This is a genomic window from Streptomyces sp. A1277 (genome assembly GCF_004795015.1).
In the GTDB taxonomy this organism is placed as follows: Bacteria; Actinomycetota; Actinomycetes; order Streptomycetales; family Streptomycetaceae; genus Streptomyces.
The window spans coordinates 1-25397 of record NZ_SSBI01000069.1; the positions used below are offsets into that span (position 1 = coordinate 1).

Consider the following 25397-nt stretch of genomic DNA (forward strand, 5'->3'; position numbering starts at 1 on the left):
GCGCGACCAGCTCATCAAGCTCGGCATCCAGGGCGCAACGGCATCGTCGGCCGCCCCTGCGACGTCGCGCACAGCCAGGGGCCCGGCGAAGGCCGGCAGCAAGGCCCAAGCCGCGTTCCAGCGCGGCTTGGCGGCCTTGGCGCTGTGGGTCGAGCAGGAAGGCATGGATCGGCCCGTACCGCGCTCGGCCACCGTCGAGATCACCGTCAACGACCAACCCGAACCGGTGACCATCAAGCTGGGCGTATGGCTGTCCAACACCCGCTCCCGGCGCGACCGGCTGGGTGCCGACCAGCTCGCCGCCCTCGCCGACCTCGGCGTCGCGTGGGCGGGCACACCCGCGGCCGCCGGGCCCGGCGAGGCCCTTGACCACGTTCCCGCACCTTGACTCAGCTTGGAGGTCCGGGGTCCAGAGCGCTGCTGCGCGTCACCCACGGATCCGGTGGCACCTCTTACGCACCCGCCCGTGGCGGTTCGGCAGTTCCGGGCGTCCGATTGCCGATCAGGTCCAGGACCTCGTCCGTGGTCCGGACGTCGCCGAACGACCGGTAGATCGTGTGCAGGGTGGCGTTGTGGTCCCGGTCGCACCGAGCCGCATTCGCGTCGGCCACCATCAGCACGCGCAGGCCAGTGGTGGCCGCGTCCCGGGCCGAGGACTCGCAGCAGACGTTCGTGAGCGCACCGGTGATGACGACAGTGTCAATCTCGCGCTCCGCCAGCAGCTCCGGCAGCACGCAGCGGCCGGGGAAGAAGGCGCTGTACGCAGTCTTTTCCACCACCAGGTCCTCCGGCCGGACGTCGAAGGCATGCCACACACGCGAACGCGGCGGCCCCTCACCGCCGGTCGCCGCGAACGTCTGACTGACGACCGGACCGTAGAACTCGCCACTCACCCTCCCGAGCGGCGCCTCGTTCGCCGGCAGCACCCACGCGACCAAGCCGCCGGCGATGCGCAGCGCTTCAGCGATGCGGCCGATGTTCGGCACGATGCCCCGCACGTACGGGCTCGCCTCGACGAAGAACGGCACCATGTCGATCACGATCAGCGCAGTACGCGCCGGGTCAAGGCTCGCGTAGGCGTGCCTCCTACCGCGCCTGGCCTCCTGCCGGGCGTACTCCCGGGGTTCGATCCGCCACACGTGCATCGCGGAGTCGGTATCCATAAGCCCTCATCCCTCACTCCAACCGGACGCCTCTGCCGGGCCCGGAATGACGAGCTTCCCGCGGTGCTGCTTCAGACGGCTGAATAGTGGGCTGCTTCTGCACGCGGTGCTGGGAGATCCTTCCGCTGGCGCAGCTGGTCAGGGATGAGGTCTCATGACGCTCGCGGACGCTGACGTACACCGCGCAACCTCCGCGGCCGCAACCGCCGCGGCCGCGACGCCGCCCGAAACACCTCTCTCAGCGCTGCCCGGCAGCGCGAGCCGGCCGAGCAGCGCTGGCCTCACTACCCGGTTTCCGCACCGGTGACGCCCTCGCCTCCGCCGTCCTCACAGCCGCCGCACCAAACCGCATGGCCGTCTACGACCGCCGAGCCCACAACGGACTGCGCACCCTCGGCATCCCCCTCAGCCATGCACCCGGCCGCTACAGCCGCTATATAGAAGCGATCGACCAGCTCCTGACCGCCGCTCCAGACCCCATCCGCAACTGGACCGCCCGCGACATCGACACCGCCCTGTACTGGATGACCACATACCAACACTCAACGAAACTGATCAACACACCCGGAACATGACCACACCTGACCGGCACCCGCTCCACCTGATGAAACAGCAGGTGTCAGCTCAGAGAACTGAAACCCGGCCCCCCATCACCAAACACTGAGAGCCCGACCCGGAACACCACCGCCACCCACACCAAACTGATCAGCCCAGGCCAGCCCACCACCCACTGATCAGAACAACCGCCCCTGGACAGCCACGTTGGCCGGCCTCGGGCTGGAGTGGGCGACAGAGGAAGGAGCGGTGGCGTGATGAGCGCGGACGACCAGGAGGCCGCGGAGCGGCGGGTGCGGGACGCCGTGCGGCGGCACGGGCGCACCAGGGGCCTTCGCGGAGGCGGAGGACGTCATCACCGCTGTGCTGGCCGACCCCGGCGTGCAGGCGGCGCGGGAGCGGGTGAAGGCGGCGGAGACGGAGCTGGGCACGGAGCTGTGCGCCCGTCTCCAGCCGTTCCAGACCGCTACGACCAGGCCAGCGGAAGGCGACGCGAATGGGCTCGCTGGGCTCTGTGGGGGCAAGCACGGCCGTTGGGGGCGGATCTGCGTCCTGCCGGACGGGCACGAGACCTCGGTGGAGGAACCGCACTGGGGCCGCAACGGCGAGGGCCAGCCGATCGCGTGGGTGAGCAGCGCGCCTGACGACTGGTGAGCAGCGGCGGTGAGAACGGCGACAGGACCCCGGGCGCAGGGCGGCCCGGGGTCCTTCGCTGTCCGGGGCCAGCGGCACCGCTCCCAGGCCCTACACGCACTGGGGTGCGATGTCCGGGGGTTCTGAGCTGCGGCATCGCACTGGTGTGCGTGTAGGCCCTGGGATCTTCGGGGCGCTCCTCCGGCGAACTACGTAGCGGCCGGGGCGGGATCGGTGAGGCGAACCAGCCGGGTGTAGGCAGCGGTGCTCAGCCGCGGCACACGGCTCCCACACGGACTTGGCGCTGGGCAATCCGTGCTTCGCGGAGTACGCCGAGGCTGCTCCGGAAGGACCTGACCAAGTTCTGCCGCCTCTCTGACCGCATCAGCGGGCAGCCCCAGGCACGGCACGGAACTCCCTGGGCGCGGGTTCTCCGGCCGCACAGCGGTTCGGGGGCGTTCGAAGGGCGCCGGGTGGGCTCAGGCGAGCCGCGTGGCTTTCAGCCCGGCCAGGGGGAACTCTGCCGGGAGTCTTTGGGGATCACCGGGCACGGTGATCTGCACGGAGACAGGACGCGACGACCCGGCGGGCAGCAGCTGGTCGGTGTCGGAGTCGACATACGCCTTGCCGTCTTGGCACAGAACGACGACCCCGGATGCCTCGACCTTCGCGCCGGTCACGGTCGGCAGGTCGAAGGAGATCCGGAACTTTCTGACGTCGCGGGGCGTGCCGCCGTCCTTGGGTGTGGTGGCGAGCGTCAGCTCGACGCTGTACACCTTGCCTGCGGGGCTGCTGGTCTCCCATGATGTGAGGGCCCGCTTCGTCACCAGGATCTCGTCGTAGCTGGCCTGGATCGGCAGGGGTGTGATGCGGCCCGCGCCGTTGACGATCTCTAGGTCGCCGACGCGGATCTTGCCGTCTCCGATGCGTTGTGCGCGGTCCGGCACGGTGACGTCCGTCAGGTCGAGGGTATTCACGTTGCCGGCGGAATCGATGGTGTAGAAGTGCCCTTCGTTGTCGAAGAACGTGGCGGCGTAGGACTTGCGGGAGTGCTCCGAAGGGCTGGCTTCAGCGGGAGGGAAGACCTGTTCCTTGAGAACGGTCTTCATCGGGTCCTTGTCGGTGTCGACATGAAGCAGGTCTCCGTTGTCTCCCTCCACAGAGAGCAGCCAGCCGCTCCTGGGGTGCGAGGAGAAGTCGTCCCACCTGCCGCCTCCGGGGCGGTGGCCCGGGGTGGCTTTCTTCGTCACCGTGTCGATCGTGTAGCTCGGTTTGTCGGGACCGCCCATGATGAGGAGGGTCTTGCCGTCTGCGTCAGTGTCCCCGTCGAACCACGTCTGGTCGTCGGGGAGCCCCTCGACGATGTCCTCGGACAGAGTGCCTGTCGTCGGGTCGATGGTGATCAGTTTGTTGCCGCTGACGGCCAGGAGCAGCGGTTCCTTGTCGTCGCCGCGGTAACGCGCCCCCATAGCGGCATAGCCGGCTTCGTACGCCGCAACATTGTCGATGACGCGGACGTCCCCGTCGATGGGGTCGAAGCGGTACAGCCGGGTGTGTGTCCTGCCAACAGCCAGGTAGACCTTACGGTGTGCCACCGTCCGGGTTCCTTTCGTGAAGAAGTATGACGCCCCGATCATGGGGTCGCGCGTCACGGCGAGGACGAGGAAGCACAGGCTTTCGCTCTTTCGAGGCCGCACCGTACAAGTGTGCTCGGTCTGTTCTCTATGAGGATGCGTTCGACGTGGCAGGGCATCGCCCCCGCCGCCGCCGACGTGCTCCGCGACGTCTTCGTCCCCGCGCTCCTGCCCCACCCCGACTACCGGGCCGCCACCGCCGACGATGACACCCTCACCGTTCACCTGGCCGCCGGCCGCTACCACGCCCTGCTCCTCAGCCCCGCCGCCTGACTGCGGCCGGCACACCACAAAGGCCGGGCCCCAGCATCGCAACTGCCGGGGGCGGCCCTCCTGCCGCCCTCACCTTGTAGGAGGGATCTGCCCATGACCGCACCCACGGCGATCCGGCGCGCGTACCGTGAAACGACGCCCTTCCAGGAGGCCACGATGAGCACCCAGCCCGCCCCCGCTCCTCCTCACACCGCCATTGCGGCCTACCGTCACCCGGACCTCGCAGACGTCCTGCTCTGCGCCGAGCACGGGAAGAACTGGGAGGGAATGATTCCGATGACCTCCGCCGAGGTGCCCTTCGGCACCTTCTGCGGCTGGGGAACGGACGACGACATGACCGTGTGCGGGCGGGCACTCCACAAGAAGAGGTCCGGCCGATGAGCGCCCAACCCGACCACGCACCCCTCACGCCGTACGCCCCCGCCCCCGGGGCGCCGGCCGAGCTCCTCGCCCACTGCGCGCCGACCAGCGCGCCGCGCAGCGGGTGCCGGCCTTCGAGCGGCAGTGGGCGGCCGCACTCGAAGAATCGAGGCGCACGTTCTCACCGCCACGCCTCCGTCGGCCAGCTCTCCCTCACCTACTGGATCAACCAGCCCCTGCGCCGCCTGTCCGTCCTCACCATCGCCTGGCTCGGATAGCCCACCAGTGACAACGCCTCGGTCCCCGGCATTGCAACTGCCGGGGACCGGGCGCAAACCCCCGGTGGAGGTCCAGGACACCTGATCGCTCTTGCAGCCGAGGAGGGTGTCGTGCAGGTGGTTCAGGAGCAGTCCGTGATGTCGATCTGACTCTGCTTGCGGGATTCGACATCGCCGATCGCACGGACGTCGCTGCTGCCGACGTAGCGGGGGACGTACAGGGTGTAGATGAGTTGGTTGCGCAGGGTCCAGGTACCGGTTTCGCAGGGGTAGTCCTCGCCCACCAGAACCCTCCTGTCGGCCAGTTGCGGGTAGGAGCCGGTGTAGCGGGTGCCGGAGGGGGAGGTTAGCCGGTAGGTGCCCTGGACGCTGCAGGATGCGGCGTTGTGCCACTCGCCGTCGCTGTCGAGGTACTTACACCAGTGGGTGAGGGCTTCCGGGGCGAGTTCGGCCTCACCGCCTTGGTAGTGTTCGGTGCGCAGGCAGCGCTGTGTCTGCACCTCCTTGTTGGTGTTGCTGTTGTACTCGAACGTGGCGTCCGAGCAGGCTCGGGTCGCCGCGGATGCGGACTGGGCGGGAAGCAGCGCCGTCAGCGCCGCAGCTGCCGCCAGAGCGCTCGTGAGAGAGATGAGTTTCATGCCTCATGTGATCTCCGGTTCAGCCCCGTCTATACGGCCAACGGGCGCAAACCCCACGTTTTGGGGGAGCAGGGAGCACAATCTCACGCGCCAATACGCCGACGCGCCCCGATGCGAGTCCACTACCGGCGTTCACCGTGGTGGGCGGCAGCCGCCGAACCGGCGCTCCAGGCGATCCTGATCCCCGCCACCCGGCCCCCTCACGTCGTAGGGCGGGGCCCGTGCCCCGCCGTCGCGGATCAGCGTGACTGTCCGGTGACAGCGAACCTGGATCGTTTGCCACGGAAGTTGGATCGCCGCGGTTATTGGAAATTACCTTCGCCGGTCGTGCGAGGTGTCTTCGTTGTCCGTCGGCGGCTTCCGTTCCTCTCCCCGAGCGGAGCGTCGTAGGAGCATCGCTGGCCTGATCACCGCATAGACAGCCGAGAACATCACGCAGCGTGCTACCAGCTCAGAGCCCCAGTCTCTGTCGGTCAGCAGGGTTGTAGCGGCACCCGCCGCGATCCCCAGGACAACTGGCACACCCACCCACAGCCACCAACGCCTCATACCTGCCAGATGCCCCAAGCCAGCGGTCCCACTTTTCGTTGGCAACCGGTCCAACGTCGGCTGTCAAAGGACAGTGACAGACCCGGGTCCCGCACGGTGTCACGCTGTGAGGCTGGCAGGCTCACAGGCCGTTTTTCCAGGTAGACGAGGTGAGCTGTGAGGCTGTGAGGGTGTGAGTAGCTGTTGTCGTTCCGATCGTGAGATGTGGGCGTCGAACGGGAGTCTCGATCGGGTGATCGTGGCCGGCCGTGGGCATGAAGGCAGGGCCTCTTGGTAGCTCGGGGTTGCGAAGCCAACCGAGATCCAGGAGACCCTGTTGCCGCAGTTGTACGTGCTCACGCCGGTGGAGTTCAACTCGGCTGCACCGACGTGTGATTGCGTCGCTCACCGGTTCGGGAACGCCTCCGATCACCCGGAACGTGTTCGGAGATATCTCTCGGACATGACGGACACGGAGTGGGCCGTGGTCCGGCCTCTGCTGCCGGTGCCGGGCTGGATGCGGGGCCGGGGCGGGCAATCGGAGGCATACTGCCACCGGGCGATACTGGACGCGATCCGCTATCTCGTGGACAACGGAATCAAGTGGCGGGCCATGCTGGCCGACCTCCCGCCGTGGGACCGGGTCTACGCGTTCTTCCGCCGCTGGCGAGACCACGCGCTGGTCAGGGAGTTCCACGACCGGCTGCGCGGCCGGGTCCGCCAGAAGGCGGGCCGCGACGTGGAGCCGACGGCCGGTGTGATCGACTCGCAGTCCGTCAAGGCGGACGCCGTCGTCGGCGCCGACAGCCGCGGCTTCGACGGTGGCAAGCTGATCAACGGCCGCAAGCGTCACGTCGTGGTCGACACCCTCGGCCTGCTGCTGGGCGTGATGGTCACGAGCGCGGACATCGGCGACCGCGCCGCCGCGAAGGTGCTGCTCGATCGGGTGACCGACGCACACCACCGCCTGGAACCTGTCTGGGCCGACGGCGGTTACACCGGCAGCCTCGTCGAGCACTGCCTGGCCGCGTTCGCCCTGGTCCTGGCGATCGTAAAGCGCAGCGACGACATGCGCGGCTCCGTGGTGCTGCCCAAGCGGTGGATCGTCGAGCGGCTCTTCGCCCACCTGATGCGAAGCCGCCGCCTGGCGCGTGACTTCGAACGCGGTACCAGCAGCGCCGAGGCGATGGTCTACTGGTCGATGAGCATGATCATGACCCGCCGCCTGGCCCGCACACGCCCCGCGCGAGCGTGAACCGGCCCGGCGCCGACTCGGCCAGCCAGCCCAGCGCGACCAGGCGTTTCGCCTTCGACCGCAACGCCTCCACCTTCGACGGCACCGTGTCCAGGCCGAACAAGACGGCCATCTCCTGGCAGGTCAGCGGCCCTTGATGGAGGCGATGCCGGTTCGTGAGGGCCCGCAGGATGCGCTGGTGGTCCATCGACAGCACCGACGTGTCCAGCCCCTCGCGCCACACCGGAACCTGCGACTTCGGCTTCGCGGCCATCGACACCGACGACGCCTCCTCGGCCCGCTCCTGGGCCGGCATCGCCTGTTCGGTCCGGGAGTGATCTTCGGTCTCGGCCACCGGACCCAGCACCCCGCCGACCCGCGAGCGGGCGATGACCCACTCCTTCCATTCCCGCTCAGCCACGACAAGCTCGGCCTGGACGCGGTCGGCCTCCTCCCGCAACTCGTCCACACGTCGCCGAGCACCCAGCTCACGCTGTTCGAGCAACCCCACGACCGACGGCACCCACGGCCTCCCCAGGAACGATGACACGACAGGCCACCTCTCCCACGGGAGCACCGAACCTATCCCTGACCAGCGAAAACACCGCCCTCAGGTTCGGTACGACAACACCTACTTAGCAGTGCCTCTGCCATGGGCCGAGGTAGGAGCTGTCGATTTCATATAGGCCAGCTCCCGGCGCCTTGAGGCGCACCCACTCGCCGTCACGTTCGATACAGCCGGCGTTGGTGCGCAGCCAAGGAGAGTAGGCGATGCGCAGGCTTACCGTTCCCGGTTTTCGGGTGCGGAGGGTGACTTTGGCGTTGTCGCTGCTGACCATAGACGCACCAGTGCCGGTGGCCATGGGGCGGGCGTCCTTGACTGCGTAGATCTGCCAGTCGGCGTCACGCCACACGGGCTTCAGCCAGTTGGGCTCGCTCTTGACGAGTTCGGCCTCATCCTTCGCTGCGAAGTCGGGCTCGCCGTTCGGCAGAACGACGTACTTCACTGCCCAGTTGTTGAGCCAGGAGCGGTACTTCGTAGCGGAGAACCGGCCCTCATAGAAGAGGGCACCGCGCTCCACGTCAACCTGACGGTTCCATCCGCGGGCGAGATTCACGTAGGGGCCAAGCACGGTGGTCTCCCGGTGGTTGATCGCAGGCACGACTTCCACGCGGGTCCGGTCTGCGCCCAGCCGGTCCAGCGCCGCCAGTACACCGTGTGTTTCCGCGGCCCACGTCGGCACCGGTGTAGACATCTTCGTCACGTGAATGGTGTGTGTCGTGACCCACTGGGCGGAGATCACGAGCGCAACGGCGAGCGCCGCCTTTTGCAGCAGGCGATTCTTGCCGGCGAGTACTGCGGCGAGCAGCACAGGGCCGCCAAACACTTCAGCCAGCCGGACGACGTTGGCTCCCACGGGTGTGGGGATCAACGCTGACAGGATGACGCCGAGCGTGTAGACCGCGGCGCTGTAGCGGAGCACCCGCCACTCTGGTGGCGCAAACGCGGCGAGTAGAACGCTGAAGAGGAGTGGCTTCCACAGATCGCTCGTGGACATGGACATCACGCCGCTGAAGGGGAAGATCAACGTCGTCAAACCCACTACCGCAGTGGGTGGAGTGCACAGTACGAGGGCTTTGCCAACGTCTCGATTAAGGAGCCAGCCCGCGCCGCATACGAGTAGGAACAGTCCTGCCACCGGACTGGCCATGGTGGCCAGCGTGCTGAACACACCAACCGTGACAAGGCGCGTGCCATTCCCCATCAGCATCAAGCACGAGGCCAAGGCCAGAGCGACGCCCAGCGCGAAGGTGGACCGGCCCGAGGCGACGTTGCCCCACAGGAACAGTGCTGCCAGGAGCGTGGGCCACATCGGGTGGCGGACGCCGCTGCGTACGAATACGCAGCCTACGAGCCATGAGGCGGCAATACCTGAGGCCACGGTGACGGTTCGCACGCCGAGCAGGGCCATCAGTTGCGGGGCCAAGACGCTGTAATTTCCTACATGGACGCCCCCGTACCAGGCAAGGCTATAAGGAGATCCAGGATGGTCGGCTACAAAATGCGTCCAGGAAACTTGTGCGGCAAGGTCCCCGCCTCCGGTGGCGAGGAATACGGCCCATAGAAGGTATGCGGGCAGGGCGAGAAGGCTGGCCGATAGGGGTACGCGATTCCGCTCCCAAAATGGGCGAAGCCCTCCCGACCCGCCGGTATTGGTGTTCTTTCTTTGGGCAGGCAGTTCGGTCGTCGACGACGCGGTGGATACCACTGGTGTCCGTTCCGGATTTTGCCGAGAGATCGCCTCACCTGGCAGGGCACCCTCGAAACATCAGCTATCTTGTAGAAAGAACCGCCCGGGCGTTGCGCAAGTAGCGCACGTTCGCGCCCTTCAAACCGTTGAAGTAGGACTTGCGCTTATCGATCTCGGCCTTCTCTAGGCTTTTTCAGTTGAGAACCAAATTTTAACCATTCCGGTCTTCTGCTTGCATTTGACATCGGATACTGCGGTTGAAATTTCCCGTTCTGCCGGCTCGCCCTCAGCTCCCCACTTCTTCGCCCCATCCCAGGGGGTTGCGTAGTCAAACCCAGCCGCTTCCATGCAGGTGCTCCACCGGGCGGCAGCTTTTGGGACGCCGTGGTCGCGTTTGGCTGCGTCGAAGGTACTCGACTTCAGATCGTTGAACTTCGCGAAGGAAGCCTTTGCGCCACGTGTCAGTGTCCGGCCGGCCTCCTCCTGGCAGCCCGTAGCGTCGGAAGCAGCGTCCTTGGGCAGACTTGCCAGCCGCCCGTTCATCTGCCTGACCACGCTCCTGTACTCCGGTGACGACAGGAGTTCCGCGGGTGCGTGGTACCCAAACCTACTGGCGACGTCTGGCTCTATGACCCCGAAATGGAGTCGGTTTCGCCAGCTAGGGGCACTTTCAGGTGTCTTGATTACCCCCCACTTATGCCCCTTCTCTCGCATTCATGGTCGAACCAGGGCATCAGTGGAGTCGTATGTGGTTATGATCTCGTCATCGGACAATTCGTAGGAGTCGAACGGGAAGACCATGCGCCTAGCCTCCGCGGTCGGCGCAGGCACACCTCCTTCCGGTCCATTGTCCGCCCGGGCTCCACCAGAGCAACTGGCTGCGAGCAGCCCCAGGGCTACGAATGAAAGATATCCCCGACGCATCTGCATTCATCCTTAAGTTCCACATGCCGCCTGGGGGTGCCACGAAGCGGCACCCCCAGGCGGGCAGGATCCCTGGAAGCCGTTCAGGGAACTGGCCTTGTTCGAGAAGCTGTTGTTCCCGAAGTCGGAGTCCACGCTGGCGGGCTGCAGGCTGTAGCTCTGGCCGTTGTAGTTCGCGTCCTTGTACATGTGGAACCAGTGGCTGCAGTTGTTCCTTCCGGAGTTGGCTTCGTCGTTCACCGAGTCGCCGTTCGACCACTTGTTGCCGACGGAAGTCGAGTCGTTCCCCGAAAATGCACGGGACCCGTCGTTGCAGCCGGCGGTCTGCCAGAGCGTGACGCACACAGATGCCTGCGTGCCGCTTTCGGCGGCGGTCGCGGCGGGGGCTATCGCGACAAGGCTGGTGGCGCACACGGCCGCAAGGCCGAGGGAAAGAGTGAGCTTACGCATTGCTTCCTCTCAAATTTTGGGCCAGAAACGAGCACCGAATCGTGGAGCGGAATTCCTCTCTCCGCTTTCCGGTGGCTCGCCGGGCGGAACCCCTGAATACAAACATTGCACTCATGTGAAGATCAACGAGTTTATGGAAGCGCCATTGGCATATGGCTAGAACCAATATGCGCCTTTGGTAAAACCCGCCGAGGCAATCGGCACTCTTGCCCGATTCACGCGCCCGCATTGTCAGACTATTTGCATATTTAATGCACTCGGCGAGCGGGGGCTGGAAGCCTACTCCGCCAAGGTGTGGAGTAATCTTCGTATCTGGCCAGGAGGTGTCCGAAAATAACGAAGGGGCGTTCCGGGTCTTCGATATTTTGCGTGAATGCCGTGGCCGAAAGGGAGGGCTCATTTTCATTCTCTACTCACAGCTTGATCAACTCACCACGTGTTGCAACGCGTGAGCTGGTAGGCGACCGATCTCGTGCAGGACAGGCCGGCTCTGGCACCGATCTGCCGGGATCGAGCGCTCCTCGCCGTGCTCGGCGATTCACCCCCGAACAACCCGCAAGACCGCCTCCTGCCGCTGCGACAACCCGGCCGGGCGGCTCACGCCGATTGCTCCCCAAGCCGTTGCACAGACATCCCGGCCCCACAGCGCAGCTCCACCCGGACCGCCGGCACACGGCCTGCCACGGCTCGACGCCCGGGGCCGACCTGGAGCCGGCCAGCACCTGGCCGCCGGTATGCGGGCGCTAGATGGAGGCGGAGGGGACAAGACGGGGTGATCGATGGGTGGTGCTCGATCTCTACGCCGTACTCGCCGCCCAGACCCTGCGGCCGACCGCTTCGGCCAGCACAACAGGTCTGTGCCGGCCGCCCTGGCGCGCCACGGACAGCCGGGCGGCCCGGCTTCGCGCTTTGGATGGGCTCCGGGTACGGCCAGCGCCATCGGCACTACGGCGGAGCTCCTGGGGACGCCGCCCGATGCTGCGGCAGACTCGGCCGCGGGGGCGAGCGCCAGGCCGACAGTCTTCAGCGGCCGGTCGGCGAGCAGCAGGGGCAGCATTTCAGCCACGGTGATTACGGGACCGTCCCTGCGCGCGGGCTGCGTCCCTCCGGCTCCTGAACGGTAGGGAGCGTGACGTCCTCTTCCGATGACGCAGCCGAGCCGGCCCCGTGCCGGTGCTGGTCGCGCTGCCCGCCGACCCGGTGCTGGGGCACCCGGAGCAGGGGGTCCCGGCGCGGCTGTGGAGACGGCGCCAGACCGAAACGGGCTGGGTGTACCTCGTGGGGCTGCCGTCGTACAGGACATCGGCCCCGCAACTCCCTGGAGCGAGCAGCCTGCTCAGGCAGCACGGCCTGCCGGTCCTCAACGCCAGGAACACCGCCATGATCGAGGCCGTCACCATGCTCCCGCCCATCGTCGTCGCCGACCTGTTCGGGTCTCAGCCTTTGCCACAGCGGAGACGTGGGCCAGGTACGCCAACGACGCTGGACCCACTACCTCACCGCCCGAGCGTGACGGATGCGGCTACTCCGTCGCCGCCCTACTGCACAGGTCAGCTCGCGGCGCCAGGACCGGGTGAGATGTGCACGGTCATGATCAGATGGCAGGTTTCGGTGCCCGAGCCGCGGTAGGTGCGGGGGGAGTCGCCGTCGAAGGTGGCAGTCTGTCCGGCCTCGGCTGGATGCTCAGTGCCGTCGACGACGAGCACCATTTGTCCGGCGGTGACGCTGACGGTCTCCACGAGGCCCGTCTGGTGGGGGTGGCTGGGGTATTCCTCGCCAGGTTCCAGCTTCCAGCGCCAGACCTCGACCGGGGCCGACCCGGAGGTGGTCAGCACGAGCCGCGCCTCGCCGCCTTTCTCCCCGGCCCGCAAAGGCATGACCGCGTTGGCGGACACGACCCGGCCGCGACCTTCGGCCGGCCCCTCCATCAGTGCGGACACCGAGATGCCCAAGGTGTCGGCAGGGCGGACAGGGTGGCGAAGTTCGGGTTGCCCTGGGCCCTTCCAAGGCGACCAGAGCACCCTTGCTGACCTTGGCTCGGCGGCCGAGTTCGTCCAGGGACAGTCCGGCACGGCTCCGGGCCGCGCGAACGTCGTGCGCGAGCGTCCGCAGTGCCGATTCGGTCTCGGCCATCGCGTCGTCCCCTCCAGGCGAGTAGATCAGTGAGCCTCTTCGAGTCGGTCACCGATCAGGTGACGGGCCACAACGCGCAGCGAGCGAGGCCCCCGAGCTGTTGATGGAGATGTCTGACGTCTCAACCACGCTGTTCGGGGGCCTCGTTGGCCATCTATCCTGCCGCACTCGACCTACCTCATGCGCTCGCGGAGTGGCCCACCATGCTGATCGCCACCCGTGAGGGCGACCGCCGGTGCAAGCCCCGTCCGTCCCAGCGCGCGATGGTGGCACTGGTGTACCTGCGGGAGCACAACACCCTGGCGAAGATCGCTGCCGGGTTCGGGATCAGCGAGTCCACCGCTCACGCCTACACCAACGCGGTCATCCGCCTGCTCGCCGAACGAGCGCCGGGCCTGCTGAAAGTCTTGCGGGAGGCCGACCCCGACTTTGTCGTCCCCGATCACCGCGTTGGTCTCGGCGATGCTGCCGGTCGGCGTGGGGCTGGTACAGGGCGAGCGCATGGGCCTGGCCGGGCTGATCGGCTTGCCGCTGGCGCCGGCGGCGGTGGTGCTGGTCAGCGCCGGGCACGGTGCGGGCAGCGCCCGGCCGTCGCGGACGGCGCCCGGCCGTCGCGGACGGCGCTGCTGCCACCCTTCGGCGCCGGGGCTGCCAATCGCCCTACAGCTGGTCCTCCTGTACCAGACGCCGTCCGACAGCGGTGTCGGCCCGTTGATCGCCGGCCGGGCCGTGTCCTCCGCGGTCACTCTGGCCGCGACCGGGCTGATGCTGCGGCGACTGGGCGCGGAGAAGCGCGCGTACGCGATGTCGGCGGCGGCCGGTGTGCTGGACTCGGTGGCCAACCTGCTGTTCCTGCTCGCCGCCCGCAGCGGCGACCTGGCCATCGCCGCCGTGATCACCGCCCTGTATCCGGCCGGCACCATCCTTCTCGCCCGCAGCGTCCTGGCCGAACGGATCCACTGCGGTCAGCTGATCGGCCTGGGCGCCGCCGCCGTCGCCGTCAGCCTCCTCGCCCTCATCTGACCCCACACCCAGAAAAGACCCCCGGCATATTCATCCAGCCCTGGGACGCCGCCCTGGACGACGCCGAGCGGCAGACCTGGATCGCCGACGGACACGACTTCGGCATCCTCAGCGTCAACGGCCTGCTCGGACATGCGCCATCGTCGTGCCCACCCACTTCACCGCCGACGGCAGCACCCCGCTGATACACCTTGCTCGCCCCTACCCCGTCTGGAAGGCGATCGAGGTCGACCCGAACGTCACCTTCACCGTGACCAGCGACTACGCCTTCGTCCCCGGCCCTCGGCGCGCGCCAAGCCCGGCATCCCACCCACCGACGGCGTCCCGACCAGCTACTACTCGGCCGTCCAGTTCACCTGCCAGGCCACGATCATCGACGACCCCGAGGACAAGGCCGAGCTGCTACGCCAACAGACGGCGCACTTCCAGCCTGAAGGCGACCACGCCCCCGCCAAGGTCGCCCAGCCCCCTTACGGGCGGATGCTGCCCGGCATCCGCGGCCTGCGCCTGGCCGTCACCGAGGTCCGCGCGAAGTTCAAGTACGACGACCACAAACCCGTCGGGCAGCGCACCAACACCGCCCGCCGCGACGTCCTCGGTTTCAAGGTCCTCAGCGATGTCGGCGAGGGCAAGGCTCGCTGGATCACATCTCCTCTCGGTGCTGAGCCGCGAAAGGCGCGGAAGGCCGCGAGACCGGTCAGGAATCAAGAAGCCCCGGTCGCCGCACGGCCCTACGGTGATGTTCCCGGGCCGGGAGGCTGCGGCTCGCCCACCGGCCTGACCTCCGTCCCTACCGGGCACGTACATCTCTACCGCTCAAGGAGTACGACATGAAGGCACACGTCAGCTCGATCCTTCTCGGCGTCCGGGACATGGAACGGGCCAAGCAGTTCTACGCCGAAGGGCTCGGCTGGAAGATCCAGAACGACTACGGCGTCTCGGTGTTCTTCGAGTCGGACGGCGCCTCGCCCGTCGGCTTCTACAGCCGCGAAGGACTCGCCCAGCAGGTGGGCGCGGACCAGGAGGGCAGCGGCTTCAGCGGACTGGTCATGACCTATGTCGTCCGCAGCGAGTCGCGGGTCGACGAGGTCATGGCGGAGGCCGCGAAGGCGGGCGCCACGGTCCTCAAGCCCGCCGGCGCCCTGCCGTGGGGCGGGTACGGCGGCACCTTCGCCGACCCGGACGGTTACGTCTGGAGTCTCGGCTTCAGCGACCAGGGAACCGACCAGCCCTACGCCGAGTAGCCATGACCGCAGCCGGGCGGCCCGGCTGAGAACCAGGAGAAGGATCATGAAGTTTCTGTCCTACGTCGAGCCGCCCGAGCCCATGCGGGGTCTGCTGGTCCCGCCCGAGGTGGTGGAAGCTCTCGGCGAGGGCTCCCGGCCGCCGGTGACGATCACGCTCAACGGGCATTCATGGCGGAGCCGGGTCGCCTTCCTGCGCGGCCGTCACCTGATCGGGCTCAGCCATGCCAACCGGCGGGCCGCGGGTGTCGAGATCGGCGAGGAGGTCGAGGTCGAGCTGGAGCTCGACACCGAGCCGCGCGTCGTCGTGGAGCCGGAGGACTTCGCCCGGGCCCTGGACGACGATCCGGCCGCCCGGGCCGCGTACGACCACCTCACGTACAGCCGCAAGCGCGAGCACGTGCGTGCCGTCGAGAGCGCGAAGATGCCCGAGACGCGTCGGCGGCGCATCGAGAAGGCCATCGCCACGCTGCGGGGCTGACCCCGGGGCAGGTCTCCGGCGCTGTACGCACCAGCCGTTCGTCAGCGCTTCGCAGGTCGACACCGCGAGGCGTGAGGAGCGGCTGACCTGCGTTCTCCGGGAAGAACGCAGGTCAGCCACGGGCCGCCGCCGGGCCGGCAGGCGGTGCAAGCGGGCCGCTATGTTCGGGGCCGCGGACCTCGTCGGGCCAGTGCGTCGCGTGCAGCACGATCGCACTCTCCCGTACCTGCAACAGCACGGGTGCGTGGTCACGGTGGCACTTAGCTCCCGCAGCTCGGCCCGGTACTTCTCGACGGGGTGACGGATGAATGGGCCGCCAAAGTCGGACTGGACTCGCAGTGTGGGAGAGCCCTTGAGCAGGCCATCAAGCTGCTGGACCTGGAGGCCAGTGAACTTGTGCGCGCCGGCCGCCGCGATAAGCGGGAGTCCTGCCTTCCTGGGCGAGCGCTCGGTACTTGCTGGCCTTCCTTTCGATTCCTGCGGTGACTGATCGGGCGGAGACTGCGCCAGCTACACCGCTGGGGGTATGAGGATCGTGCTCATCCCTGGGAGCCGCATTGCCTTGCCTGTGCTCGGATCGGCTCGAAGAAGGAAGGTGTAGCCCTGGCTCCGGAAGACGGTCAGGTGTAATGGGGAGAGCAGCGCTCGGCGAAGGTCTTGCGCGATCCTCTTCGCGGTGCGCGCACCCAACTTGCAGGTACTCACCAAGGCACCTCCGCCGCCGCCAACTCGTACGCAGGTCACCGGGTTACGGCCTTGGGCGCTCGGCAAGACAAGGAACGCCCCTGCCGTGACCGCAACAGCGGGCAGCCCCTTGTCCCGACCGGCCGGCCGGCGCCCGCACCTGCTCCTCGCGTGGCGGCTGCGCTGCGGCAAGTGCTCCTCGCGTGGCGGCTGCGCTGCGCCAAGTCCGGGCGCGTCGGATCAACCGGATCAAAACGGCTGCCCGTCGCGGTCCCGGCCAGACCCGGACCGGGGCCCGGGGCCGCCCGCCGCCGACCCGCCTCACCAGGTCCCCGAGCCCTCTTGTGCTCCTCTCGTCCCATGGGTAGCCGCGGTCGGTGTGCTGTGTGTCACGTTCTCGCGTGGCGGGGTGTGCCCCTGCTGTGCAGGGCGGGCATTCTCTCTCGGCGGCCGTGCGAAGGGGTACGGCCCGGTGACCGACCGGGGGAGAGATGTCGCGACACGCGGGCAGGGAGCAGGAGCGGGGAACGGACCGCGGGCGGGGCGTGATCGAGGGGGCGTTCGCGCTCCTGGAGGCGTTGCGCAGGTGCGGCGGGGAGGCAGGGCTCACCGAGATCGCCGCGGCCTGCGCCCTGCCCAAGGGGAGCGCGCACCGGCTGCTGGAGCAGTTGCTGCTTGTGGGTGCGGTGGAGCGGCGGGGCAGCCGCTACCGCGTCGGCTCGCAGCTCTACCGCCTCGGGCAGGCGTGGGAGCCGCATCCGGGGTTACGGGTGGCGGCCCGTCACCCGCTGCACCGGCTGCGGGCATCCACCGGGGCGAGCGCCCTGCTGACCGTCCTGCACGACGGCCGGGCCCTCACCGTGGCGTCCGTGCCGGGCGAGGTGGAGCCGCTGGTGCCGGTGCGGAACGGGATGAGCTTCCTGCTGGACACGGCGGCCGGCCAGGTGCTGAGCGATCGGGGCCGGGCCGGCTCCGGGGGCCGGCTGCCGGGGGCGGTGCTGGAGTGCGCGGAGGTGATGGACGGGGTGTGCTGTGCGGCGCTTCCGGTGCGGGGGCGCGACGACCGGACCGTCGCCGCGATCGCCGTCATGACGTTGTCCGCGCAGGGGCTGCAGCGGGCGGCCCACGAGGCGGCTCGGGCGGGCGCGGCCGTCACGGCGGCCCTGGCCCGGGCCGGCGCGTCCTCGCCCTGTCTGCCTCCCGTCCTGCACTACTGACTCAACGTCAGGTATGCGCTCGTGACGTAGCCGGTTCCTCTCCGCGCGTCGGTTCCGCTCAGCGGAACGCGCGTAGAACGGCGGGCAGCGGTCCGGCAGTCTGTTCTTCGAGCCGGTCGGGGGACCGGCGAAAACCTGAGACTACGGGGGACAACATGACCGTCCGACGAATGACCACCTTCGCCCTCGCGGGCGCGCTGGGCCTCACCTCGCTGGTGGGCGCCGCGGGCGCCGCGCAGGCCGATCCGGTCGACTACGTGCAGATCCAGCTCGTCGACCTGTACTGCGGCGATGAGAGCGAGGGCGACCACGACGAGGCATACCTCAACATCGCGGCGAACGGCGGCAAGGCCGTGAAGCTCTGGCCCGCCAACGCGTCATACCAGACCATGGGCACCGGCTACCGCCGCTCCCTGAGCGAGAGCAACGGCAACGCGCTGCTGGTCCTGGGCAAGACGGAGTCCCGCACGCTCTCGCTGTGGGACTACGACAGCACCAGCAGCGACGACCGGCTCGGCTCGGTGACCGTCACGGGCAACGAGGTCGGCGCGGAGACCCAGTACCGGGTCCTGGAAGGCTCCGGTGGCGTCTACACCATCGCCTACCGGGTCGTCGACATCTGATCCGCCGTTCCGGCCGGACCCGACCGGTCCGGCCGGACCGCGGCAGGAGCACGGACGCGGTACCGCCGCAGCTCGCCCTCCACCGCACCCGCGCCGCCGCCGCCTACGAGCAGTACGCCAAGATCCTGCCCTGGCCGGCCGAGCCCCTGCCCGGCTGGGAGGCGGACAGCCAACTGCAACTCCGGCTAGCGCCCCGCCAAGCCCGACAGCCCCGGACATGTCCCGCCAGGAATGCGGCGCCGGCAGTGAACCGCACGCCCAGACCGGCCCCCACCACCACCGAAGCCCCCGTCACGGCGGTGGCTTCGGCATGCGCCCGGCCGCCATCGCAGGCAGCGGCGGGAGAGCCCGGCTTGCGCAGCGACGTGCGCGACCGGACGTCCAGCGTCGGCCCGCAGGCACAAGCGCAGACGTCCTTCGGGGGTCAGCGGTGCGCCCCCGTGCCCCCCCCTGCTGGTGGCGCTCCTGGTCTCGGCGGCCGCGTTCACCGGGAGCCCTGGGGACCTCGGGGCTCCCGCGTCAGCGGCTGTGCGTGGCGTCAGCCTGCGAACTTTTCGATAGCCGCCGGGGTGACGGGGGTGAAGAAGTTGACGAGGTTGCCGTCGGGGTCGCGGAACAGCAGCGACCGGTTGCCCCAGGGCATCGTGGTGGGCTCATTGACGAAGTCGGTGACGAAGCCGGTCAGGTTCTGGTGAACGCGGTCCACGTCGTCGACGAGGAATTCGGTGATCACGCTGTGGTTGTCCGCCGGGCGGGCGGAGCCCGGGGCGAACAGCGGGACGGTGCGGGTGCCGGCGATCGCGAGGGTGGCGCCCGGGGTCTTGAGTTCGGCGAAGTCCTCAGTGGCCCACGTCGCCCGCACTCCTGTGGCTCGCTCGTAGAACTCGACGAGGCGCGCTACGTCGCTGGTGATGATGCGGATCGAGACGAAGTCCATGGGAATCTCCTTGGCTGTGCCGGATGCGTGCACGTCGCAGGCTAGGAGAAATAGTGGACAGAATCGGTCCTGTATTCGCGCTAGGTTGTGCACATGTCCCGACCCACTGGCCGCGTGCTGACACTCCTGGAGCTGCTGCAGTCGGGCGGCACCCGGACGGTGGCCGAACTGGCCGACCGGCTCGGCGTCGAAGGGCGCACCGTGCGTCGGTATGTGGACCAGCTGATCGACCTCGACGTGCCTGTGGAATCGGTGCGCGGCCGCTACGGCGGGTACCGGCTCGCCCCCGGGTACCGCTTGCCTCCGCTCATGCTCAGCGACGACGAGGCGCTGGCCGTGCTGCTCGGCCTGGTCGCCGGCCGGCGGGCAGGGCTGACGACGACGGAGCGCACGGCAAGCGAGACGGCATCGGCGAAGATCCGGAGGGTGCTGCCCAAGCACATCGCCCGCCGACTCGACACACTCCTGGAATCCCTCGCCTTCACGGAACAGCCCGGAGAGTTCGACACCCCGGACGCCGGGGTCCTGCTCACCATCGCCGATGCGGTGCGCCACCGCCGACCGGTCTCGATGCGCTACACCGACCGCGACGGACGGCGCAGCGAGCGCACGCTGCACGCGTACGGGATCGTCGCCCATTCGGGTCGGTGGTACGTCACGGGCAAGGACGCCCGGATCGGCGAGGACCGGACCTTCCGGCTCGATCGCATCGCAGACGCGCGGGCCCTGCCCGGTTCATTCGAAGCGCCGGCGGGCCCCGGTCCGGCACAGCGCGTGTTGTCAGGCTTCACCACGGCTGAGTACCGGCATGAGGTGACCTTGCGTATCCACGGGACGGTCGAGCAGATCCGCGCCCGCCTTCCCGCCGGCGTCGCGAACCTGGAGGAGCACGAGCCCGCGGCAGGCGAGGAGGGCCGGGCAACCGAGCGCTGGATGCGCGTCGAGCTGCGGGCGGAGCGGCTCGACTGGTTGCCTCCGGTACTCGCCTCACTCGACCGGCCGTTCGTCATCGAGCGCCCCGCTGAACTGCGCGACCTCGTCATCGAGCTCGCCGATCGCCTCGCGTCCTACGCCCGCCATGCCGGACAGCAGGAACCAATGCCATGAGACGGCAAAGCTAGGGCGCTGATCGGTTTGCGGCCCCATCACCTACATGGCGCGGGCGTGGACGCCGATGCCGCCGGAGACGAGCAGGTTGTCGCCCGTTATGTAGCCGGCTGCGTCGGATGCGAGGAAGGCGACGGCTTCGGCGATGTCCGCGGGGGCTCCGACGCGACCGAGGGGAACGCCTTCGCCCCAGGAGGCGATCGTGTCGGGGGAGATGCCCATCTTGCCGTACGCGGGGGTGTCGACCACGCCGGGGCTTACCGCGTTGACGCGGATGCGGCGGGGGGCGAGTTCGATGGCCAGGGAGCATACGAGGGGCAGCAGGGCTCCCTTGGCGGCGGTCATGGCGGCGCCGAGTCCCTCTGCGGCGCCGACGGTGAACACCACGGACGCGCCTTCGTTCAGCAGGGGGAGCGCCTTTTGGAGGGTGAAGAAGTTGCCCTTGACGTTGATGTCGAACAGGGCGTCGAAGGTGGCTTCGTCGGTGGACTCGATCGAGAGGCCGGGACGGGGGAGGCCGGCGTTGAGGTAGAGCAGGTCGAGGGAGCCCAGATGCTCGCGCGCCTGGTCCAGGGCCTGGTCGATGTCGGTCAGGGAGCCGATGTTGGCCTCGACGGCGGTGACGTCTGCGGGAAGGGCGGCGTTGTCGAGGTCGCCGAGGCCGGTGACCATGACGCGGTAACCGCGCGAGTGGAGCAGTTCTGCGGTGGCCTTACCGATTCCGCTGGTTCCGCCGGTGATGAGTGCTGTCTTTGTTGCCACGGTTGCTCTCCTTGCTGATTGCGCGGGGCGCCTCCAGTCCCTCTTCGCCACGGGCAGAAGGAACTGAGAGGCAAAGCACTGTGCAGGTGCCCGGTCTCGCTTCCATGACACCGTATGCCTTATTGGCAGTGACTGCCAAGGCACCTGTAGGTGCCAGACTGGCAGGCCGGACTAAGCTGATGGCATGACGCAGGGGACACAAGGCAAAGGGGCGACTACGCCGACGCTGTGGGATCGCACGCGGCAGCTGGCCGCCCAGGAGATCCTCCAGACCGCGTTGCGCCTGTTCACGCACCAGGGATACGACGAGACGACCATCGCGCAGATTGCCCGCGAAGCCGGCGTCTCCCAGCGCACCCTCTTCCGGTACTTCGGCACCAAGGAAGACCTCATCGGCGGCACCGAGGAGCAGTTCGCCGCCCTCCTGACGGAAACCGTCCGCAAGCAGACCGCCGATGTCGGCGCCTGGGAGACCTTGCGTGCCGCGTTCAAGGCCGCACTCTCCCTCCACGAAAGCCCCGAGCAGGCGCTGGAGCGCTTCCGCTTGGTGCACCACACCGACTCGCTGCGCGCCGCCTATCTCGGGAAGCGCGTGCGCTGCCAGGAGGAGCTACTGCCAGTGCTCGAAGCCAGACTGGCGCCCTCGGGGACGGACAGGGGGCAAGCCCGCGCCATCGTGGCGACAGCGTTCGCGTGCTTCGATGCCGCCACTGCGACGTGGCTCGAGAGCGACGGGCAGGGCGACATCCTTGACCTGTACGACCAATGCCTGGCTGCGGTACGCAGCTAAGGGCTGCCGAACCCCCACCGTCCTCCGATCGGTTCTCAGAACCCGTTCATACTCAAAGGCAGTACGGGCCCCCTTCTGAGGCTTGCATTGCGCGAAAACCCGGGCCCATGACGAGCACTCAGCAGTCCTGCTGCCCCAGTGAACGGTCGGGCGCCGACGACATTGAACAACACATCTGCCCGAAGGGTGATGCCCGGCCCAGCTCGCCCTGCCGCTCGCGGCCGGCGCGATCACCTCCGCCTGCCACACCCGCCGCTTCACCATGGGTCCCCGCCCGAAGAAGGCGCCGCGGGTGCCGGCCGTGGCGCCCTGACACCCCGCCGCCGGCGCGGATCGACCCGGACCTGCCGAGCGCGGACACTCGCATCGGCTACGCGCGCTGCTCGTCCCTCGGGCAGGAACTCGACTGCCGGCTCAACGCGTTCGCGGGGCACGGCATCCCCCTCGACAAGATCTTCAGCGAGAAGATCAGCACCCGCATCCCCGTGCGGCCCAAGCTCGAGGAGGCGCTGCCGACCGCGCGGGAGACTAAGGGGAGTGACCGAGATACGCCAAAGGAGCAACGGGATGATCTTGGAGACCTGATCCGCTCGGATTTGCGTGCGGCGACGTGCAGCGGGGTCGCGTTCGGCGACGTGCCGGGCAACCGAGTCGACGCCGGGGCGGGCGTACCGTTCCAGGGCGCGGACGGAAGCGTGACGGGAGCGGGCCAGCAGCATCGGGGCCGAGGTGCCGTTCTCCGCGTCGTACGTCACGGTACTGTGCCATAGCCGGTGAAGCGTCCAGTCGTCCAGCTCCTCGACGTCGTCGGGTGAGGCGAGGGGGTCGGCCGGCAGCCGGGTGTTCTCCTCGACGATCTCCTCAGCGCGGCGGTAGGAGAGCCGGGCCCGGCCGGTCTTCGGGCACGCGTCGGGCGCCGGTGCTCCGGGCGGGGCCTTGCGGTCGGTGGGAACAGCGGGCCGAGGGCACGGCGGGCGATGAGGCGGGGCAGGAGCTGGGCGGTGCCGGACTGCCAGTGAATCCACTCGGTCGCCCCGCCCTTGGCGGTGATCCTGCCCCGCTTGTCCTGCGGGCAGAGGTCTTCCACGTTGAGGCACAGCACCTCGTCGGCCCGTGCGGCGGACTCGTAGAGCATCTTCCACTGCGTCTTCTCCCGCAGAGCGACGTCGAGGCGCTACAAGGCGACGATCTGGTTCCCAGCGAGGCATTGGTGCGGTCCGGCGGTGCCGGCCGCCGCTCGATGCCAATCGTGGGATCGCCTTCGATCCAGCCCTGGCGCTGCCACCAGCCGACTGCCTTGCGCGCGGTGAACAGTTCCCGGTTGACGGTGTCGGCGTCCCTCTCGTCCGCCCGCGCCGCCGCCGGCTCAGCCAGCACCTCCGGCAGTGCCGGGTCGTCGATCGCGGCGACGGGGAAGACGGGGGCTTCGCGCTCCGGCGGGCGGGTCCGGTCGGCTCCGGTTCGCCGGCGAGCGTCCATCACCACGTCGTCGGCGAGACCGGTAGATCCGCGCGAAGGGCTTCATGATGCCCGCGCCGGTGAGGTAGCGCCCGACCGCCGCGGTGTACGACGCGGGCGGGGCGGGCAGAGGTACGACCCGAGCGCGCGGCAACCGAAGCGCGCCCCCACTCCCGAGATCGGTCACCGGTTCGATCGTCGCGCCGCCCCGCCCCCTGACATGCCGCAGTAAATGCGTACACCTCGTCCCGGCGGCCGGGAGGGCCCGCCGCAGATCGCGGTGATCACCGTGGGGGCTCTGCCGCAGAAATCCGGCATGCACTGCGGCAGTTGCGAATGCGTTTCCGCGACCGAGCATCCGCCCGAATGCGGTTCTGCTGTGCGGACTTGAGGAGAGGGGACTGTCAGTGCCCGGCGCCGGCATGCTTACCTGGGTCACGCCCCAGATCCTCCGTCACGGGCAGGCACTCGGCGAGCAGGTCGACGACGTCGCGCCAGGCTCGCTGCGCGTGCCGTGGGTGGTAGCCGACGCCGGGGACCACGGGGTGGGCGACCGGCGGGTGGTGGAAGGCGTGCAAGGCGCCGCCGTAGACCGCGAGGCGCCAGTCGACGCCCGCGGCCTGCATCTCAGCGGTGAAGGCGTTCCGTTGCGCGGGCGGCATGATCGGGTCTTCCGACCCGACCCCGGCCCACACCGGGCAGCGAATGCGCGCCGCCTCGCCCGGTCTGCCCGTGGTCAGTGCGTTGACTGTCCCGATCGCGCGCAGGCTGACGCCGCCGCGCCCGAGTTCCAGTCCGACTGCGCCCCCGGTGCCGTAGCCGACGGCGGCGATCCGGTCGGGGTCGGTCCGCGGTTCGGTGCGCAACACGTCGAGCGCCGCATGGCCGATGCCTCGCATCCGGTCGGGATCAGCGAGCAGCGGCAGGCAACGGGCCAGCATCTCCTCGGGGTCGCCCAAATAGCGCCCGCCGTGAAGGTCGAAGGCCAGCGCTACATATCCCAGTTCGGCGAGGGCATCGGCCCGGCGGCGCTCGACGTCACTGAGCCCCATGCCCTCTGGTCCGAGCAGCACCGCGGGCCGGCGGTCGACACCGGCCGGGAGCGCGAGGTGCCCGCTCATCGTCAGACCGTCGGCCGGATACTCGACCGTACGCGTCGTAATCGTCGTCATGGGACTGGACTGTAGTGATCGTCGAGCCCGGTCCGGCTGGTGTTCTGCCGCTGGCAGAACAGCGCAGCAACGGTAGTAAGGGTGGATCGGGCTCCACCCTGGGGCCTTGGCCGCCAGGTCAGACTGGCCGCATGGCACACGCACCACGGGTCTACGGAAGCGACGGCGAGAGGGAATCCGGGTCGGAGACAGCAGGGGTGGGCGGCCCGGGCAGGCGGGGGTCAGCGTCTGGGGCAGCGCCGCCACTGCCAGGTCTTCCGCCTGCCTCGCGCCCGGCGACGGACGAGCCAGACATCGTGGTGGACGGGCTCGCTCCCCGCCCACCGAGGCGGCGCGCGGGCAACTGTTCCAGGTTCTGCCCCGACACCGTCCCCACTCGGTACGGTGTCGCTTCAGTCGGTTGGAGGGGGATCACATGAAGTATGGAGATGCGGACTACGTAGCCGCCCGGGACACCATGCTGGAGATTCTGAGGGGGTGGGCCCAAGAGGGCCGGACCGACACCTACAAGACGCTGAGCGAGGCCCTCGCACCGGAGCACCGGGTGCATTACCGCGGCCGCATGATGTCGCTCCTGCTGGGGGACGTCTGCCGCCTGGACAGCACCGGCACCGATCCGATGCTCACGGCACTGGTGGTCAATGCGACCAGCCGGAAGCCCTCCGGCCAGTTCTTCGAACTCGCCGTCACCGAGTTCCACCGCCGGGACCCCGACTGGACAGTGAGGATGTGAGTGGTGGTTCTGCTGATGCGTCTGACTCGCCGACTGACTGACGTCTTCGACTGTCCTGTTTCGGATTTGTCGGCGCATCGGCGGAGCCACCACGCACGCGGCCGGACGGGC

At 68.5% G+C, this 25397-nt stretch carries 24 protein-coding genes and 5 pseudogenes; 18 read left to right on the forward strand and 11 right to left on the reverse strand.

Features of this window, described 5'->3' with window-relative positions:
* A partial coding sequence (locus E6R18_RS31820; RefSeq protein ID WP_206308483.1) for a helicase associated domain-containing protein occupies window positions 1-388 on the forward strand: 388 nt, incomplete at its 5' end.
* 64 nt (window positions 389-452) lie between these two features.
* Here E6R18_RS31820 and E6R18_RS31825 read toward each other — a convergent pair.
* Window positions 453-1145 (reverse strand): isochorismatase family cysteine hydrolase, encoded by a 693-nt coding sequence (locus tag E6R18_RS31825; protein ID WP_240799918.1) that lies wholly within the window; start codon window positions 1143-1145, stop codon window positions 453-455.
* A gap of 368 nt (window positions 1146-1513) precedes the next feature.
* Here E6R18_RS31825 and E6R18_RS34510 point away from each other — a divergent pair, with 368 nt between their 5' ends.
* Together E6R18_RS34510 and E6R18_RS31835 are read left to right on the forward strand one after the other, a co-directional pair.
* On the forward strand, window positions 1514-1738 hold the full coding sequence (locus tag E6R18_RS34510) for a hypothetical protein (protein ID WP_206308484.1): 225 nt from the start codon (window positions 1514-1516) through the stop codon (window positions 1736-1738).
* 343 nt (window positions 1739-2081) lie between these two features.
* Entirely contained in the window at window positions 2082-2372 is a 291-nt protein-coding gene (locus E6R18_RS31835) for a hypothetical protein (RefSeq protein WP_240799919.1), read from the forward strand.
* Between the two features lie 458 nt (window positions 2373-2830).
* Here the strand turns inward: E6R18_RS31835 and E6R18_RS31840 are convergent, their stop codons facing one another.
* Complete coding sequence (locus E6R18_RS31840; RefSeq protein ID WP_136320345.1) at window positions 2831-4003, reverse strand: hypothetical protein; 1173 nt, start codon at window positions 4001-4003, stop codon at window positions 2831-2833.
* A 78-nt stretch (window positions 4004-4081) separates the two neighbouring features.
* Between E6R18_RS31840 and E6R18_RS34280 the strand changes: the two genes are divergently transcribed.
* From E6R18_RS34280 to E6R18_RS35425, 3 genes and pseudogenes are all read left to right on the forward strand, one after another.
* Complete coding sequence (locus E6R18_RS34280; RefSeq protein WP_168712490.1) at window positions 4082-4258, forward strand: hypothetical protein; 177 nt, start codon at window positions 4082-4084, stop codon at window positions 4256-4258.
* A 93-nt stretch (window positions 4259-4351) separates the two neighbouring features.
* Window positions 4352-4639 (forward strand): hypothetical protein, encoded by a 288-nt coding sequence (locus E6R18_RS31845; protein WP_136320346.1) that lies wholly within the window; start codon window positions 4352-4354, stop codon window positions 4637-4639.
* A pseudogene (locus tag E6R18_RS35425) lies at window positions 4636-4802 on the forward strand (DUF6247 family protein); the annotation flags it as partial. The gene E6R18_RS31845 and the pseudogene E6R18_RS35425, both read left to right, overlap by 4 nt.
* A 216-nt stretch (window positions 4803-5018) precedes the next feature.
* Here the strand turns inward: E6R18_RS35425 and E6R18_RS31850 are convergent.
* A complete protein-coding gene (locus tag E6R18_RS31850) occupies window positions 5019-5534 on the reverse strand; it encodes a hypothetical protein (protein WP_136320347.1) in 516 nt (171 codons plus the stop codon).
* A gap of 991 nt (window positions 5535-6525) precedes the next feature.
* Between E6R18_RS31850 and E6R18_RS31855 the strand changes: the two genes are divergently transcribed.
* Window positions 6526-7317 carry an IS5 family transposase gene (locus tag E6R18_RS31855; protein WP_136320348.1) on the forward strand — a complete coding sequence of 264 codons (792 nt, stop codon included), beginning with the start codon at window positions 6526-6528 and terminating at the stop codon, window positions 7315-7317.
* On the opposite strand, the gene E6R18_RS31860 is transcribed toward E6R18_RS31855, so the two are convergent.
* The 5 genes and pseudogenes from E6R18_RS31860 to E6R18_RS31885 all read right to left on the reverse strand — a co-directional run bounded on the left by E6R18_RS31860 (window position 7274) and on the right by E6R18_RS31885 (window position 13055).
* Window positions 7274-7819 (reverse strand): hypothetical protein, encoded by a 546-nt coding sequence (locus tag E6R18_RS31860; RefSeq protein WP_136320349.1) that lies wholly within the window; start codon window positions 7817-7819, stop codon window positions 7274-7276. The two genes, E6R18_RS31855 and E6R18_RS31860, sit on opposite strands and share 44 nt — an antisense overlap.
* Window positions 7820-7931: 112 nt before the next feature.
* The gene (locus E6R18_RS31865) at window positions 7932-9284 is read right to left on the reverse strand and encodes a hypothetical protein (protein ID WP_240799920.1); all 1353 of its coding nucleotides are present in this window, start codon (window positions 9282-9284) and stop codon (window positions 7932-7934) included.
* Between the two features lie 447 nt (window positions 9285-9731).
* Window positions 9732-10103, reverse strand: coding sequence for a hypothetical protein (locus tag E6R18_RS31870; protein ID WP_136320350.1), 372 nt, complete (start codon window positions 10101-10103; stop codon window positions 9732-9734).
* Between the two features lie 381 nt (window positions 10104-10484).
* Window positions 10485-10922, reverse strand: coding sequence for a peptidase inhibitor family I36 protein (locus tag E6R18_RS31875; protein ID WP_136320351.1), 438 nt, complete (start codon window positions 10920-10922; stop codon window positions 10485-10487).
* Between the two features lie 1550 nt (window positions 10923-12472).
* Window positions 12473-13055, reverse strand: a pseudogene (locus tag E6R18_RS31885) (XRE family transcriptional regulator).
* 146 nt (window positions 13056-13201) lie between these two features.
* Here E6R18_RS31885 and E6R18_RS31895 point away from each other — a divergent pair.
* The 8 genes and pseudogenes from E6R18_RS31895 to E6R18_RS31925 all read left to right on the forward strand — a co-directional run.
* A pseudogene (locus tag E6R18_RS31895) lies at window positions 13202-13492 on the forward strand (transposase family protein); the annotation flags it as partial.
* Window positions 13485-14078, forward strand: a pseudogene (locus E6R18_RS35340) (EamA family transporter); the annotation flags it as partial. The pseudogenes E6R18_RS31895 and E6R18_RS35340, both read left to right, overlap by 8 nt.
* A 132-nt stretch (window positions 14079-14210) precedes the next feature.
* Window positions 14211-14540: pseudogene (locus tag E6R18_RS35155) on the forward strand (FMN-binding negative transcriptional regulator); the annotation flags it as partial.
* Between the two features lie 18 nt (window positions 14541-14558).
* On the forward strand, window positions 14559-14912 hold the full coding sequence (locus E6R18_RS35160) for a hypothetical protein (protein WP_240799922.1): 354 nt from the start codon (window positions 14559-14561) through the stop codon (window positions 14910-14912).
* Window positions 14909-15322, forward strand: coding sequence for a VOC family protein (locus E6R18_RS31910; RefSeq protein ID WP_136320353.1), 414 nt, complete (start codon window positions 14909-14911; stop codon window positions 15320-15322). Before E6R18_RS35160 ends, E6R18_RS31910 begins: the two co-directional genes overlap by 4 nt.
* Before the next feature lie 46 nt (window positions 15323-15368).
* The gene (locus E6R18_RS31915) at window positions 15369-15803 is read left to right on the forward strand and encodes a YdeI/OmpD-associated family protein (RefSeq protein WP_136320354.1); all 435 of its coding nucleotides are present in this window, start codon (window positions 15369-15371) and stop codon (window positions 15801-15803) included.
* Between the two features lie 1175 nt (window positions 15804-16978).
* Window positions 16979-17704, forward strand: coding sequence for a helix-turn-helix domain-containing protein (locus tag E6R18_RS31920; RefSeq protein WP_136320355.1), 726 nt, complete (start codon window positions 16979-16981; stop codon window positions 17702-17704).
* A 155-nt stretch (window positions 17705-17859) separates the two neighbouring features.
* Entirely contained in the window at window positions 17860-18327 is a 468-nt protein-coding gene (locus tag E6R18_RS31925; RefSeq protein WP_136320356.1) for a hypothetical protein, read from the forward strand.
* Between the two features lie 538 nt (window positions 18328-18865).
* On the opposite strand, the gene E6R18_RS31935 is transcribed toward E6R18_RS31925, so the two are convergent.
* Window positions 18866-19264 carry a VOC family protein gene (locus tag E6R18_RS31935; RefSeq protein WP_136320358.1) on the reverse strand — a complete coding sequence of 133 codons (399 nt, stop codon included), beginning with the start codon at window positions 19262-19264 and terminating at the stop codon, window positions 18866-18868.
* Window positions 19265-19357: 93 nt separating this feature from the next.
* On the opposite strand from E6R18_RS31935, the gene E6R18_RS31940 reads away from it, so the two are divergent.
* Window positions 19358-20371: a YafY family protein gene (locus E6R18_RS31940; protein ID WP_136320359.1), complete on the forward strand. Its 1014-nt coding sequence runs from the start codon at window positions 19358-19360 to the stop codon at window positions 20369-20371.
* 42 nt (window positions 20372-20413) lie between these two features.
* On the opposite strand, the gene E6R18_RS31945 is transcribed toward E6R18_RS31940, so the two are convergent.
* On the reverse strand, window positions 20414-21133 hold the full coding sequence (locus E6R18_RS31945; protein WP_136320360.1) for an SDR family oxidoreductase: 720 nt from the start codon (window positions 21131-21133) through the stop codon (window positions 20414-20416).
* 184 nt (window positions 21134-21317) lie between these two features.
* On the opposite strand from E6R18_RS31945, the gene E6R18_RS31950 reads away from it, so the two are divergent.
* A complete protein-coding gene (locus E6R18_RS31950; protein ID WP_136320361.1) occupies window positions 21318-21923 on the forward strand; it encodes a TetR/AcrR family transcriptional regulator in 606 nt (201 codons plus the stop codon).
* Between the two features lie 1862 nt (window positions 21924-23785).
* Here E6R18_RS31950 and E6R18_RS31965 read toward each other — a convergent pair.
* A complete protein-coding gene (locus tag E6R18_RS31965) occupies window positions 23786-24553 on the reverse strand; it encodes a dienelactone hydrolase family protein (protein ID WP_136320362.1) in 768 nt (255 codons plus the stop codon).
* Between the two features lie 415 nt (window positions 24554-24968).
* On the opposite strand from E6R18_RS31965, the gene E6R18_RS34290 reads away from it, so the two are divergent.
* Window positions 24969-25286, forward strand: coding sequence for a hypothetical protein (locus E6R18_RS34290; protein ID WP_168712489.1), 318 nt, complete (start codon window positions 24969-24971; stop codon window positions 25284-25286).
* Window positions 25287-25397: the final 111 nt, after the last annotated feature.